11 protein-coding genes are annotated in these 14,976 nt (G+C 60.1%); 3 read left to right on the top strand and 8 right to left on the bottom strand.

The features are described from left to right. Positions 1–49: 49 nt before the first annotated feature. Positions 50–940, bottom strand: coding sequence for a prenyltransferase (locus tag D777_RS00495; protein ID WP_036127537.1), 891 nt, complete (start codon positions 938–940; stop codon positions 50–52). Between the two features lie 74 nt (positions 941–1,014). Here D777_RS00495 and D777_RS00490 point away from each other — a divergent pair, with 74 nt between their 5' ends. Beyond that, the gene (locus D777_RS00490; protein ID WP_036127534.1) at positions 1,015–2,205 is read left to right on the top strand and encodes a MalY/PatB family protein; all 1,191 of its coding nucleotides are present in this window, start codon (positions 1,015–1,017) and stop codon (positions 2,203–2,205) included. Between the two features lie 2 nt (positions 2,206–2,207). On the opposite strand, the gene D777_RS00485 is transcribed toward D777_RS00490, so the two are convergent. The 5 genes from D777_RS00485 to D777_RS00465 form a co-directional block, all read right to left on the bottom strand. Then, positions 2,208–3,152 carry a DMT family transporter gene (locus D777_RS00485; protein ID WP_051668891.1) on the bottom strand — a complete coding sequence of 315 codons (945 nt, stop codon included), beginning with the start codon at positions 3,150–3,152 and terminating at the stop codon, positions 2,208–2,210. A gap of 44 nt (positions 3,153–3,196) precedes the next feature. Continuing rightward, positions 3,197–4,597 (bottom strand): succinylglutamate desuccinylase/aspartoacylase domain-containing protein, encoded by a 1,401-nt coding sequence (locus tag D777_RS00480; RefSeq protein WP_036127531.1) that lies wholly within the window; start codon positions 4,595–4,597, stop codon positions 3,197–3,199. A gap of 149 nt (positions 4,598–4,746) precedes the next feature. Then, on the bottom strand, positions 4,747–6,147 hold the full coding sequence (locus D777_RS00475) for an efflux transporter outer membrane subunit (RefSeq protein WP_036127529.1): 1,401 nt from the start codon (positions 6,145–6,147) through the stop codon (positions 4,747–4,749). After that, positions 6,144–9,299 carry an efflux RND transporter permease subunit gene (locus D777_RS00470; protein WP_036127526.1) on the bottom strand — a complete coding sequence of 1,052 codons (3,156 nt, stop codon included), beginning with the start codon at positions 9,297–9,299 and terminating at the stop codon, positions 6,144–6,146. Before D777_RS00470 ends, D777_RS00475 begins: the two co-directional genes overlap by 4 nt. A gap of 5 nt (positions 9,300–9,304) precedes the next feature. Next, complete coding sequence (locus D777_RS00465; protein ID WP_036127523.1) at positions 9,305–10,486, bottom strand: efflux RND transporter periplasmic adaptor subunit; 1,182 nt, start codon at positions 10,484–10,486, stop codon at positions 9,305–9,307. Positions 10,487–10,640: 154 nt separating this feature from the next. On the opposite strand from D777_RS00465, the gene D777_RS00460 reads away from it, so the two are divergent. Continuing rightward, entirely contained in the window at positions 10,641–11,288 is a 648-nt protein-coding gene (locus D777_RS00460; protein WP_036127520.1) for a TetR family transcriptional regulator, read from the top strand. Here D777_RS00460 and D777_RS00455 read toward each other — a convergent pair. Further along, positions 11,285–12,922: an MBL fold metallo-hydrolase gene (locus tag D777_RS00455; protein WP_036127517.1), complete on the bottom strand. Its 1,638-nt coding sequence runs from the start codon at positions 12,920–12,922 to the stop codon at positions 11,285–11,287. The two genes, D777_RS00460 and D777_RS00455, sit on opposite strands and share 4 nt — an antisense overlap. 287 nt (positions 12,923–13,209) lie before the next feature. Here D777_RS00455 and D777_RS00450 point away from each other — a divergent pair, with 287 nt between their 5' ends. Further along, positions 13,210–13,635 carry a thioesterase family protein gene (locus tag D777_RS00450; protein WP_036127515.1) on the top strand — a complete coding sequence of 142 codons (426 nt, stop codon included), beginning with the start codon at positions 13,210–13,212 and terminating at the stop codon, positions 13,633–13,635. Here the strand turns inward: D777_RS00450 and D777_RS00445 are convergent. Next, positions 13,621–14,910, bottom strand: coding sequence for an MATE family efflux transporter (locus tag D777_RS00445; RefSeq protein WP_051668890.1), 1,290 nt, complete (start codon positions 14,908–14,910; stop codon positions 13,621–13,623). The two genes, D777_RS00450 and D777_RS00445, sit on opposite strands and share 15 nt — an antisense overlap. Positions 14,911–14,976: the final 66 nt, after the last annotated feature.

The raw sequence follows: 14,976 nt of genomic DNA, 5'->3' as shown, positions 1-14,976 counted from the left end.
TTGCAAGGTCGGAGGAGGCAAACGGACCTTTTGTCGGATATTCCGGCGGTTACAGGCTGAGGCTGGTAATCAGCAGGGCCAGCGTCGCCAGTAACACCGCGACATTGGTGCCCAGAACCGGGTCGAGGCGATCCGGGAACTCGAGCGCAGAAGGCAGCTTCCAGCTTATCCAGATGGCCGCCGGAAGTGGCAAGAGGGCCAGTGCCGACCCGCCGGGAAGCCAGCCCCGGACAATACCCAGGCCAATCAGGACAAATCCACCGAGCAGCAGGAGCGCGACCAGCCGGGCTGCTGCGGCTTTGCCCAGAGTAATGACCAGGTGCCGGCGACCGATCTCGCGATCCGCCTCCGCATCCGGGATCTGGTTGATCAACAACAGCTCGCTGACCAGCAACAGGCTGATGCCCGCAGCGGTCACAGCCATGGCATCCAGTCGCGCACCGAGGGCCACCAGGCTGCCCATTACCATGACCGGACCAAACCCTATGCCGGGAGCAAGCAGGCAGAGCAGGGGCAAGCGGGTGATCCAGCGGGTGTAGGTGAGCACCAATATCACGCCGGCGGCGCCGAGCACCAGCATCGGCAGACCCCGGAGCCAGAGGAAGTAGCAGCCGATTGCGATGACCAGCCCCAGCGTACCAATGGCCGCCACCAGGACACCCCGGGCAGCTGACGGAAACTCTGGCAAGGCGCCGCTGCCGCCGGAAAACGGCGTGCGCCGGGTGATCATGTCCAGTCCCGAGGTGAAATCCTCATATTCATTGAACAGGTTGACGGCGGCATGGGCGAGGAGGGCCCCAACCAGCACCAGCAGAGTGTCCAGAATGTCGGGACTGGCACCCTGACGCCAGGCGATGGCAACCCCGAGACCAGCACACAGCGGGGCAAGAATCAGAAAATTCGGGCGAAAGGCTCGCACCACGGCAGCGGTTTCAGACATTGGATTCCCTTCACAATCAACACCTCTATAATAACCGAACCTGTTTTCGCCATTCATCCATTCCGGAGAGTTTTGTGTCCGTTCCGTTCGATGAACCTGTCTCCCGTGATCAGACCTGCTCGGTCAAATTCGATGCCCGCAAAGCCGTATTCGGGCGAGATGACGTAATTCCCGCCTGGGTTGCGGATATGGATTTCCCGGCTCCGGAAGCGGTCACCAGGGCGCTGAGCGAACGCGCCGCGCACCCGATCTACGGCTATACCCTGTTTCCGGAAAGTCTGTACCAGTCCATGATCGACTGGTTTGCCCAACGGCACCACTGGCAAATCGAGCGGGAGTGGATTCTGATGGCCCCGGGCGTCGTGCCGTCACTGCATGCCGCGGCCATGGCATACGCAAACCCGGGCGAGGGCGTCATTATTCAGCCACCGGTGTATCCTCCGTTCTTCAGTTCGGTGCGATTGAGCGGGCGGACGGTGATTGAAAATCCCCTTATCCGGGATGAAGATGGCGGCTCAGGATATTACCGCATGGACCTCGACCACCTGGACGCCTGTGCTGCCAGGCCAGAGGCTCGGGTATTGTTGCTGTGCTCCCCGCACAATCCGGTGGGGCGGGTCTGGACGCGGGACGAGTTGCAGTCGGTGCTGGATATTGCCCGGCGACACGATCTCGTCGTGGTGTCCGACGAAATCCATTGCGATCTGGGGTATCCCGGCAGCCCGAGCCACACTGTGCTTGCCTCATTGGCGAGGGAGGATGATCCACTCGTCACCGCAGTGGCACCCAGCAAGACCTTCAATATGCCCGGCCTTGGCCTGTCGGCCCTGGTGATTCCCGATCCGGAACGGCGCAAGGCCATGAAGACCGTCTTTGAATCCATGCATCTACCCCAGTGTAATCCTTTCAGCATCGCCGGTTTCGAGGCTGGATACCGGGAAGGGGAAGCCTGGCTGGACGAGTTGAAGGAATACCTGAAGAGTAACCGGGATTTTGTGGCTGACTGGGTGAGCCAGCGCTTGCCGGGGATCCGCACCAGCGCCCCAGAAGCGACCTACCTGATGTGGCTGGATTGCCGCGAGCTTGAATTGGACGACACCGAGCTGAAACGGTTTTTTGTGCGTGACGCCGGTGTTGGCTTGAACCCGGGAGTATCGTTTGGTGCCGAAGGGCGCGGTTTCATGCGACTGAACATCGGATGCCCGAGATCCACACTGGTTGCCGTGCTGGAACGCCTGGAATCGGCGCTTAGCGCCCGCAGCTGAGATCAGGCGTTTTTTCGATAGGCCGGAAGACGGCCTCCGGCCCTGGTGGCCAACAGCAATCCCGCGAGGATCAAAGCGCCGCCGATAATGTGGAACAGCCCCAGGGTCTCACCGAGGAAAACGGAGGCCAGAATGGAGGCGAAAACCGGGGTCAGGTACATGAAGATGGCCGCCTTTGATGGCCCGACTTGATGCACACCGTGATTCCAGAAGCCATAGGCCAGAATGCCCGGGAAAATGGCAAAGTAGATCAGGGGCAGGGCCGTGTCTCTGGAAAGCTCGAAGCCGCCGCTGAAAAACAGCAGATCTCCCAGGTAAAACGGAAAGATGACCAGTGTTCCCAGCAGAATCTGGGTAGTCAGGAAGGTGAGTGCCGGCAGTGGTACCGCCTGCCGCCTGAGCAACACCGAAAACAGCCCCCAGCTGAATACCGCGGCGACCATGATCAGGTCCCCGGCCTGAGCCTGCAATCCGGTCAGCACAGACACATCACCCCGTGCGACGACCGTCAGGATACCCAGAACCGCAAGCGCAATGCCGATAGCCTGAATCGGGCGAGTCCGATCCCCGAGTAAGACCCACGCAAGCAGGGCGACAAAAATCGGGATGGTGGCGTTGATCAGAGCAATATTGGTTGCGGTGGTCGTGGTGGCGGCTATGTAGAGCAGCGAGTTGAAGGCGCCAACGCTGAACGTGGCCAATGCCAGCATGGACCCCAGGTGCTGGCGGATAACCTGGCGCTGCCGCCACACACCGGGCAAACCGAAAGGCAGCAAAACCGCCAGAGCGATGACCCAGCGCCAGAACGACATCGACAGCGGCGGGATGGCATCAACCGTGCCCCGGGCGACCACGGCATTGCCCGCCCAGAACAGCGGCGTCAATACCAGGCCGATGTAGGCAAGGCTGGGAATCCTTGAGAGCAAATGAGCGTTGTCGGAGGGCACGCAGTCTCCTGTGGCGACGTGGCATCGTAAAAATGCCTAGCATACTACTCTCCCGGAACTTCTGCCTCCGTACCAATGTGGTAGGCGGCAAAGCCGGCCATCACCACCTGATCCACCGCCATGCCAATGATCCGGCCGTCGCTGCTGGAGCGAATAGGGTACTGGGCGTTGGTGATGGGGTCAGCCACGTAACCCAGAACTTCACCCTGGGTGACCCGGTCACCCAGCTCAACGGAGCTGAACAGAATGCCGCCGTACTCGGTTCGAATCCAGTCGGAGTCGTAGTACACCGGTTCCGGATCACCCCAAACGAACATGCGGGAGATCATGCCCTGCTTCTCCATCAGACTGTTGAGGCTGTTGACGCCAGCTTCAATCTGATGCTCCTGAATCCGGTGCGACTCCCCGGCCTCCAGTGTGACGGTGGTGATGCCGGCATCCACCGCCGCATTGCGCAACATGCCGGGGGAGCCGGTGCTGTGGACCACCGCCATTCGATCGAATCCCCGGGTGAACTCGGCGACGGCAGCGTTGTTCATGTCGGCTCGGAGCTGAGGCAGGTTGGTGCGCTTGAGGGATCCGGTGTGGATATCCACCAGCATGTCGCAGTGTCTGATGATGTTCTCGAACAGCGAGTAGGCGATGCGATCGGCCAGACTGCCATCGGGGCTACCGGGGAAGTGACGGTTCAGGTCACGACGGTCCGGCAGATAGCGGCTTGCCTGCTGGAATCCCGGCAGGTTCACGATGGGCACGCCCACAACCCGGCCGGACAGTTTGTCGGGCTCCAGGTCGTACATGGCACGACGGATGATTTCGATGCCGTTGAGTTCGTCGCCATGCACCGCGCCCGTCAGGCACAACGTGGGGCCGGCGTGAGCACCGTTCACGACCAGAACCGGCGTGGGTTGAGACAGGCCGGCAATCTGGATGCCGGGTGACCATGCCAGTCTTGTTGACGTGCCGGGAAGAACCTCGGTATCCAACAAGGTCAGGCTGTTGGCCGGTTCGGGGGTCGTCTCGTCTGCGGGAGGAGTTTCAGCTTCCGGCTCGGCGACTTTCTCGGCGGTTTCCGGGTCCGAGGCTGGTGCTGATGACGCAGGCGTCGTCACCTGGGATTCGGCCGTAGGCGGGGGAGCCACTTCCTTGAGATCTATATTGGGGGCGACTTTCTTTGCGGGATTGTCCGGTGTGTCCTGACCCCGGTTGTTCACCGATGGTTTCGGCTCCGGCGCCTCCTTTGTTGACTGTGCCTTACGAGGCTCGGACTGCTCGATGTCCTCCACGCTCTCGTCTTCGGCCAGTTCTGCCACCAGAACGGTGCCGGTCTTGGTCTTCTGGGCCTGGTTTTCATCGGCCTGGGTAGCGGTTGTCAGGCTGACAAGCAGCGTGCCGGATAGCAGGCAATACAGAGGAATCGGCGTTCGCATCCGTGGAAAAATCATAGGGCCTCGCGGTTGGTCTGAATGGGGCCAAGGATAGAGGCCGACCGCCCCGGGTGAATACCGCTGTGACAAAGATTTAATGGCATATTCATAAAGGGAACCGGAGTCAGGGCTTTGCCTCACTCCGGTCCATTTGGGTGCGGTGGTGTTCAGGAGGCGGCTGGCGCTTCCTCACCACCGCCGAGCGCACGATAGAGCGTGATCCGATTGGTCAGCTTCAGCCTTTTGATTTCCACCAGCGACTGCCGCGCGGTCAGCAATTCCCGGCGAGCGTCGAGAACGGCCAGGTAATCGTCGGCGCCGTTCTCGTATCGGATCTCGGCCAGGGCCAGGCTCCGTTCTGCTGCTTTGACGAGGGCCGCCTGAGCGTCTTCCTGCTGCTTGAGAAAAGAGCGCGCGGCCAGCGCATCGGCAACTTCCTGAAACGCCGTTTGAACGGTCTGCTCATAACCGACGACGGCCTTCTCAGTCCGGATCTCCGCAACGTTGAGGTTGGCCTGCAAGCGGCCGGCATTGAAGATCGGGATGTTGATACTGGGCGCAAAGGTCCAGGCCCCGGAACCGCCCTCAAACAGGCCGGACAGGTCTGAGCTGGCGGTTCCAGCGGACCCCGTTAACGTAATGGAGGGGAAGAACGCCGCACGGGCTACTCCGATATTGGCGTTGGCTGCCTTGAGGGTGAACTCGGCCTGACGAACATCCGGGCGACGGGTTAACACTGAGGCATCGAGGCTTTCGGGTACGTCCGCCAGAAAAGCAACGGTCGGGTCGATGACACTGGCCTCATGCAGATCCGGTACCGGCCCGCCGATAAGTACCGACAGGGCGTTGCGGTCCTTGGACACCTGCTGGCGGAATTGGGCGCGGTTGGCCCGGGCGGATTCCAGGGCAATTTCGGCCTGGCGCACCGACAATTCGGCGCTGAGACCGGCCTCGTAGCGCCGTGTCACCAGGTCGACCGAGGATTGCTGGGCCGAAACGGTCTCCTCACTGATCTGGAGTTTCTGTTGATCGGACAGCAGTGCCAGGTACGCATTGGCGACCTCCGAGATCAAGGTGATGCGGGCGCTTCGAGCGGCTTCTTCGGTGCCAAGGTAAGTCTGGAGCGCCGATTCACTCAGGCTGCGGATACGACCGAACAGGTCCAGTTCATAAGCCGCAACGCCGAGCCCGACACTGTATTGGCCACTGACGTTGCTGCTGCCGGTGCCACTCAGGTCCGCCGGGCGGCGCTGACGGGTGCCGTCGCCGCTGGCGCTGAGGTCCGGGTACAGTGCGGACCGTTCAATGCCGTATTGTGCCTGAGCCTCCTCCACATCGAGCAGGGCCAGCGCCAGGTCCCGGTTGTTTTCCAGGGCTTGCTCGACCAGTGCTCGCAGTTGCGGATCGTTGAACAGGCTTTGCCATTCGGGCAGAGCCAGATCGTCGGTGGCGTTGCCAGCCGAGCCGATGGTGGTGGGCACCGGGCTGGCCGGCGCCTCATACTCGGGGATCATGCTGCAGCCACTCAGCAGGGCGGCAGCAAGCAAGGGCGTCATCAGCGATTTCATGAGTGTGCCTCCTGATTGTCCTGGGCCGGAGTGGTATCCGCTTCGCTCGCCGTCAGCGGTACACCGGAAATGCGGCGTACCAGCACGTAGAACAGCGGGATGAAGAAAATGGCCAGAGCCGTGGCGGCAACGACACCGCCGAACACGCCGGTACCGATGGCGTTACGGGCACCGGAACCAGCACCGGTGCTGAGCATCAGCGGCGTGACCCCGAGACCAAAGGCCAGGGACGTCATCAAGATCGGGCGCAGCCTCATGCGTGTGGCTTCCAGCGTTGCCCGCAGGAGTCCACGGCCCTTCTCCTCGAGTTCCTTGGCAAATTCTGCAATCAGGATCGCGTTCTTGGCCGACAAACCGATGGTGGTCAGCAGGCCAACCTGGAAGAACACATCGTTGGACAGCTCGCGGAAGGTGGCGGCAAGAACCGCACCGATAATACCCAGCGGAACAACCATCATCACTGCGAACGGAATGGACCAGCTTTCATAGAGAGCCGCCAGACACAGGAACACCACAATCAATGACAACGCGTACAGAGCCGGTGCCTGACTGCCCGCCTGCTTCTCCTGATAGGAGAGTCCGGTCCATTCGAAACCGAAGCCACCGGGCAGTTCGCTGGCCAGCTGCTCCATGGCGGCCATGGCGTCCCCCGTGCTGTAGCCCGGCGCTGCATTGCCCTGAATGTTCATGGACGATACGCCGTTGTAGCGCTGCAGCTGTTGTGGACCATAGCTCCACTCGCCCTCGGAGAAGCTGGCAAAGGGCACCATCTCACCATTGCCGTTGCGGACGTACCAGTTATTGATGTCGTCCGGCAGCATCCGGAACGGCGCATCGGCCTGAACATAGACCCGCTTGATACGGCCATTGTCCGTGAAGTCGTTGACGTAGCTGGAACCCCAGGCCACCGACAGCGTGGTGTTGATATCCGCCAGGGATACGCCCATGGCCCGGGCTTTCTGGCGATCCACATCGAGATCGTACTGGGGGGCATCGGGCAAGCCGCTGAAACGAACCTGGCTCAGGGCCGGATGCTGGTTGGCTTTGCCCAGCAGCGTATTGCGAGCTTCGACCATGGCGTCATGGCCCAAACCGGCGCGATCCTGAAGCTGGAAGTTGAAGCCGCTGGCGACACCCAACGCCGGAATGGACGGCGGGTTCAGGGCAAAGATCACCGCTTCGCGCACCTGGGAGAACGTACCCATGGCACGGCCAATAATGGCATTCACACCGTTACGTTCCAGATCACGTTCGCTCCAGTCCTTCAGTCGAACAAAGGCAATACCGGAGTTCTGGCCGCGGCCGGAGAAACTGAAACCGGCCACCGAGAACATGGATTCAACCGCTTCGGCTTCATCCACCAGGAAGTGGTGTTCCATTTTCTTCAACACGTCGATGGTCTGTGCCTGGGTGGAACCGACCGGCAATTGAACCTGGGCCAGCAGGATGCCCTGATCCTCGTCCGGCAGGAACGCCGATGGCAGTCGCATGAAGCTGAACGCGAGCACACCAACGACGGCCACATAAATCAACATGTACCGGCCCCAGCGGCCAATCATTTTCTCGACGCGCCCGGTGTAGCGACCGGTTGCCTTATCAAAACTGCGATTGAACCAGCCGAAAAAACCGCCTTTGGAATGGTGGTCGCCCTTGTGGGGCTTCAGCATCGTGGCACACAGGGCCGGCGTCAGGATCAGCGCCACCAGCACAGACAACACCATGGCTGACACGATAGTGATTGAGAACTGGCGATAGATGGCGCCGGTTGAACCGGGGAAGAAGGCCATCGGTACGAATACGGCAGACAGAACCAGGGCAATACCCACCAGGGCTCCTGTAATCTGGCCCATGGATTTGCGTGTGGCTTCCACCGGCCCCAGACCTTCCTCGGCCATCACCCGCTCGACGTTTTCCACCACCACGATGGCATCATCCACCAGCAGGCCGATGGCCAGCACCATGCCGAACATGGTTAGCGTGTTCACGGAGAAACCGAATGCGAACAGCACACCGAAGGTGCCCAGCAGGACCACGGGCACCGCAATGGTGGGAATCAGTGTTGCCCGGAAATTCTGCAGGAACAGGTACATCACCAGGAAGACAAGGGCGATGCCCTCAAACAGAGTCTTCACAACCTCCATGATGGAGATTTCCACAAACGGCGTGGTGTCGTACGGGTAAGCAACTTCCAGGCTCTCCGGGAAGTAGGCACTCAGCTCATCGAGGCGTGCACGCACCCGGTCTGCGGTATCCAGTGCGTTGGCACCGGATGCGAGGTTGATACCCAGTCCGGACGCAACCTTGCCATTAAATCGACCCTGAATCGCGTACTGCTCTGATCCCAGCTCAATGCGGGCAACATCGCTCAGGCGAACTTCGGAACCGTTCTCGGTCACTTTCAGCAGAATCTCACCGAACTCTTCCGGTGTTTCCAGCAGGGTCTGTACCACAATGGAGGCCGTCATCTGCTGTTCGTCTACAGACGGGGTGCCACCAAGCTGGCCACCGGCCACCTGGTTGTTCTGGACCTCTATGGCGGCGGTTACGTCCGCCGGAGTCAGACTGAACTCGTTCAGCTTGTTGGGATCGAGCCAGACCCGCATGGCGTACTGGGAACCGAATATCTGAACCTGTCCGACGCCCTGAACCCGGGCAATGGGGTCCTTGATGTTGGCGCCCACGTAATCCGCAATATCCGCGCGGGTCATGCTGTCATCGTTGGAGGTGAAGGCCAGCACCATCAGGAAAGTGTCGGAAGATTTGGTGACCTGAACACCCTGCTGTTGCACCACCTGCGGCAAGCGCGGGGTAGCCAGCTGGAGCTTGTTCTGCACCTGGACCTGGGCGATGTCCGGATCGGTTTCTGCCGCAAAGGTGAGGGTAATCTGTACGTTCCCGGAGGAATCGCTGGTTGATCCCATATACAGCAGGTTGTCGATGCCGTTCATTTCCTGCTCGATGACCTGGGTAACCGAGTCTTCAACGGCTTCTGCTGATGCACCGGGGTAGTTGGCAGAGATGGTGACCTCTGGGGGTGCCACGGTTGGATACTGTTCTACAGGCAGGCTGTAGATCGCGAGCCCACCGGCCATCATCATGATGATGGCGATGACCCACGCAAAAATTGGTCGATCAATAAAGAAACGTGCCATGGCTATCAGCCCCGGGAGTCAGTGTCTTGGGTGTTGGTGTTGGCGGTTTCGCTGGCGATATCGACAGGAGTGACCACGGCGCCGGGGCGGATTTTCTGCAGCCCGTCAACAATCAGTCGGTCACCGGCGTTCAGGCCGGAGCGGATCAGCCACTGGTTACCAACGGCTTTTTCGGTGTTCACCTGGCGTTTTTCCACGGTGTTACCTTCGCCAATGACCATGGCCACGGCCTGCCCGTTGGGTTCGCGGCTGACCGCCTTCTGGGGAACCAGAACCGCATTGCTGCGCTCGGCCTGCGGCAGTTGTGCGCGCACGAACATGCCCGGCAGAAGTGCCTGCTCAGGGTTCGGGAACAGGGCCCTAAGGGTCACTGAGCCGGTGGCTTCATCAACGGCGTATTCAGAGAACTGGAGTGTGCCTTCATGGGAGTAATCACGGTTGTTTTCCCGCACCAGACGCACCGGAGCCTTGTCGTCGCCCAGGGTTTCCAGCTGTCCGCTGGCCAGGGCATCACGCAGTTGCTGCAGCTCGCCATAGGACTGGGTCAGGTCGACATAGATCGGGTCCAGCTGGCGAATGGTCACCAGAGCAGAGGCCTGATTGGCGGTCACCAACGCGCCAGCGGTCACGCTGGAACGGCCGATGCGTCCGCTGATCGGCGCCTCAATGCGGGTGTATTCGAGATTGATTCGGGCTGTGTCGAGCGCCGCTTCAGCGGCAGCAACCTGGGCGCTGGAGGCGTTGAAGGTGGCTCGGGCCTGATCCAGTTCCTGCTGGCTGACCGCACCGGTTTTGATCAGCTTTTCGTAGCGTTTGGCCGTGAGCTCGGCGGACTCCCGATTCGCTTTGGCGTTGGCCAGATCGGCTTTTGCACTGGCCAGCGCTGCCCGATAAAGCTTGTCGTCAATCCGGTACAGGGCCTGGCCGGCCTCAACGGTTTCGCCTTCGTCAAACAGACGCTCCTCAATCAGCCCGGTGATCTGCGGGCGGACTTCGGCAATCTGGTACGGCGTGGTACGGCCTGGCAGCTCGTTCACCAGGGTGAACGGTTTTTCTTCGACCAGCACGAATCCTGCCTGGGGCGGGGGCGGTGTTGCGGCCTGGGCAGTCGCCTGCTGTTCGCCACACGCGGACAACAGAAACGATGTGAACAGCAATAAAAGCACGGATTGCGTAGAATGGCGCATGATTACCTCAACGGAACTGAGTGGCCGGATAGCAGGAGTAGGGACCTCTACCGGCCGATACAGGGTGTGTCAGTGGAATTACGATGATACATACATTCACGAATGTATGTATAGTGACAAATACTATGTTTGCGAGACGTTTACAGGAGCGGTCATGGCTCGGCGCACCAAAGAAGATGCTCAGAAAACCCGGGAGATGCTGATAGAGGCGGCGGAGAATGTGTTCTACGAGAAAGGGGTTTCCAAGGCGTCTCTGAATGACATTGCGGTGGCGGCCGGGGTAACCCGTGGGGCGATCTATTGGCACTTCAAAAACAAACACGATGTATTTGAAGCCATGATCGAACGCCTGAAAACGCCGCTGGAAATGCTGCACGATGCCATCGAGCACCCCGACGAGCCTGACCCGCTGGGGCGCTTCCGGGAACTGTTGGTCTATTTGACCCAACAGATTGCCCGCGATCCACGCCGGCGCCGGGTCTATGAGATCATGTTCCTGAAGTGTGAGATGACCGAGGAAAACGAGCCGCTGGGCAGCAAGCACCGGCAGGCGTTCCTTGATGGCTCGGAACGCATCCGCAAGGCGCTGCAGAATGCCTTGAGACGTGGCCAGTTACCCGCCGATATCAACATTGAACTGGCGATTGTCCAACTGCACGTGCAGCTCACCGGGCTGGTATACATGTGGCTGTTGCTGCCAGGTTCCTTTGACTTTGAGCCGGAAGCTGAGCGCACCATCGATACCTATTTTTACGCTCTTCAGCATTGTTATGGCGAGGACTGCGCCCGGGAGAGTATCTAGTTCCCGGGCGTGGCGTGCCAGAGATCGCTTTTCTGACAGGCCCTGCCGTCCTGCTCCAGCTTGAGCAGGTGTGCCAGAGCTGATCGTGCCGCCAGACCATGCAACGCCGTTGGCACGTCGTCGTAGGCCGCTGCGGTGAGGTCTTTAAGTGTGCCGGGTGAGCCTTGTTTCAGAGCCCGAGCCACCTTGTGCTCCCGCGCCAGCCGGTGGGTAATCAGATAATCAATAACCGCTTCCGGTCTTGCCATCAGAAAACCGTGGGCCGGTGCGATATAGCTCACCTGCTCGGCCAGTAACCCATACAGTGATTCCAGATACGCCTTCATATCCCCGTCCGGCGGATTTATCACCACCGTCGAGCCCTGCATGATATGGTCACCGGAAAACAGCATGCCTTCACCGGTCAGCAGGAAACACACATGATTGGAGGCATGGCCTGGTGTATGAATGACCTTCAGCAGGCCTGCATCGGTCTTGATGGTGCTGCAGTCGTCCGGCTGCTGGTCAGGGGCAAAGTCGGTATCCTGCGCGGGGCCCTCCGGTGCAGGTAATCCGATGAGTGTGCAGCCGGTCTCCTGTTTCAGCGGCGTCGCGCCTGGGGAATGATCCCGATGGGTGTGGGTGACCACGACCTGATCAATGTTGCCGCCGGTAATGTCAAGAATACGCTGAATGTGGGCCGGGTCATCGGGACCCGGGTCAATGACCGTGAACCGGTCATGACCGAGAATGTAGGTATTGGTACCCGGACCGGTCATCATGCCGGGGTTCGGTGCCGTCAACCGGATCACCCGGGCCGCCACTTCAATCGCCTCGCCCGGAACAATCTCCGCCTTCACATGCCCTTCACCTTCCGGGTCCAGCTTTGCTGCCTCATCGTAAGCCGGCGCGCCCGGTTCCAGCATCACTGGCTTACCCTTCTTCAGCGCTGGCCATGGTTTCTCCGGCAACGGCTCCGGGGAATTGGCGTGGGCAAAACGCATCAGGGCTTCGGTATCCGGGAAGTCACTCAGCACCCGCAGGGTTCTCAGCGTCGGCAAACCGATCAACCGCCGCCCGGCCCGATGATCCGCAAGCGCCTCTGCCGGGGAAATCCAGACGTAATCAATGGTCTCAACGCCATCGTGACTGGCGCTTTGGCCTTCTGGCGCCGTGGTTACAAAAAAACGCGTGTCAAAACGCCGCGGCGGCCCCGGAGGCGTCGTCCAGTGGCTCAGATAGGCCAGCCGGTCCAGCGGCACCGACAACCCATGCCGCTGACACAATTCCGCCAGAGACAATTCCCCACGGAACACGGCCTGCCGATCCCCATGAACCGGATGATCCGCCCCGACAAGCTGGTTCTCGCTGTCGAACGCCACCAGAATCCCGGCCTCCTCAAAGCACTCCCGGACAGCCGCCAACATGAAATCCGCACCGCCTTCATCCAGACTCATGATCCGACTGATCTGGCGATCATCCCGACCAAGCGCATGTTCCCGGGCCGCCGATTCACTCTGATCCACCGCGCCTCCGGGAAAGACAAAATAGCCGGGCATAAACACCGCTTCCCAGGTGCGCTGCAACAACAGCACCTCGATTCCTTGCTTGGTGTCGCGGGTCAAAACCAGAGTGGCAGCAGGGCGAATGTCCATAGAATTCCCGATCTTTTCGTTATGTTTGGGTGGCCAGGTGCGCGAACTTGGTCGGATATGGGGCGCGGAAGAGGGCTTCCAAAACTGTGCGGAGCCAAGGATGGCGGAGCCCAAGCGCCACATGGATGTGCTTGAGCGGGTTTTGGAAGCCCTCTTTCGTGCCCCAACCCCCAAAGTTATTGCGCAAGAGTCAAATAAGCAAGATAACTGAATCTACGCCAGGATGAACAGCAAAACCCAAAGGCGTATGATTCACCCCAACCAGAACCCCACAACAGGACCTCCCAGTGGCCAGAATCAAACTCGCCTTCCCCGACGATGCCTTCTGCTTCGAAACCAGGATGCCGGTACGCATCACCGACATCAACGGCGCCAACCATCTCGGCAACGACGCCTTGATCTCCATGCTGTCCGAGGCCCGCGCCCAGTTCCTGGTGAGCTACGGTGTCCAGGAAGCAGGAAACGATGGTGTCGGCATCATCGTGACCGACCTGGCCACCATGTACCAGTCAGAGTCCTTCTTCCCGGAAATGCTGCGTTTTGAAGTGGGGCTGATGGATTTCAACCAATATGGCGGGGATTTCGTGTTTCGGGTCACCAAGGCCGAGAGCGGCCAGCCGGTGGCATTGGCCAAATATGGGTTTGTCTTCTTCAACTACCAGCGCAAGGAAGTGGTTGCCATGCCGGAATCGTTCCGGTCACGCTTCAGCTGAGGCCAACTCCGAGCGTAATTTGTTCATGCCCGCGCGATAGAAACTGTAGGCCATGACACCGGCAAGCAGGTTCCCGGCCAGCGCGCCGGTCATCAAACCGGACAAATCGCCCAGCTGGGAGCCGACCCAAAGTAGCGGCAGATAACAGGCAAACAACCGCAGAGTGGACACCAGCAGGGCCCGCATCGGCAGGCCCAGAGCGTTGCAGACAGACACCATCAGCATGCAGACGCCGAGGCCGCTGTAGCTCAACGGCACACGCACAAGGTAGTCTCCCAGCACCTCCTGCACATAGTCATCACTACTGAATAGCTCTGACACCAGCCCCGACGTTAGTAGCCAGACGATGCCGATAGCCAATTGCCAGCCCACCACGAAGCGCACCGCGATTCTTATCAGTTGTCGGATTTGCTCAATGTCCCCTGCACCGCGAAGACGACCAATCATTGGTGGCATCGACATCGTCAGGGCCAGTACAACAACAATGGAGAAAAACTCGAGCCGGGTGCCCAGGCCCCAGGCAGCGACGGCTGCAGAGCCAAAGCCTGCTACCAGGGCAGTTGCCAGCATTGCTGAGAGCGGCGGCATCAGCTGGCTGACCATCGCCGGTGCCATAATACCCCCAAGCTGCCGCAGTGATTTGATCAGTGACAGGTTGCCCAGATCAAAACTGATCCACTGCCGGCGCATCAAGGTCGGGTAAACCACCAGGACGCCAATCCCGAACGCGGTGAGCGTGGCCCAGGCTGCGCCGGGCAGTCCCCAGCCGAAGACGAAGATATAGAGTGGATCAAGCGCGATATTGAGCAAACTGGTGGCGATCATCACGTATCCAGGAACCTTGGTGTCGCCGTTGGAGCGGCACACGCTGTAGCCAAAATACGCCATGGCGCCAGCCCAGGCAGAGACCAGCCAGACCGCCCAGTATTCGCGAATGGTGGGAAGCAGAGAGGGGTCGGCTCCGAGCAACGACAGAATCAGATCCTGGAGCAGCCACACAGCAAGACACAACGTCGCTGCGAGGCTTGCCCCGGTGGTAATAACCAGTCCGCCGAGCCGTCTGGCCCGCATTTCGTCGTTCTGCCCCAGAGTGCGGGAAATAATGGCCGTGGTGGCGATGCCCAAGCCCACATACATTCCGCTGACCAGTTGCTGTATCGGAACGGTAAACCCCTGTGCCGCCAGAGGATCGCGCCCGAGCTGGCCGACAAATATCGAGTCGGCCAGCTGGAAAGTCATCAGGGAGAGTACGCCAAACAGCATGGGCCAGGTCATCGAATAAAGCTGGCGGGGGAGGCTGGCGGGGTTTGGCGGGTGGCTCACTGGGTGATGTCCGGGGTT

The organism is Marinobacter nitratireducens (genome assembly GCF_000708045.1).
Lineage (GTDB): Bacteria > Pseudomonadota > Gammaproteobacteria > Pseudomonadales > Oleiphilaceae > Marinobacter > Marinobacter nitratireducens.
This window is presented reverse-complemented; position numbering and strand designations above follow the sequence as displayed.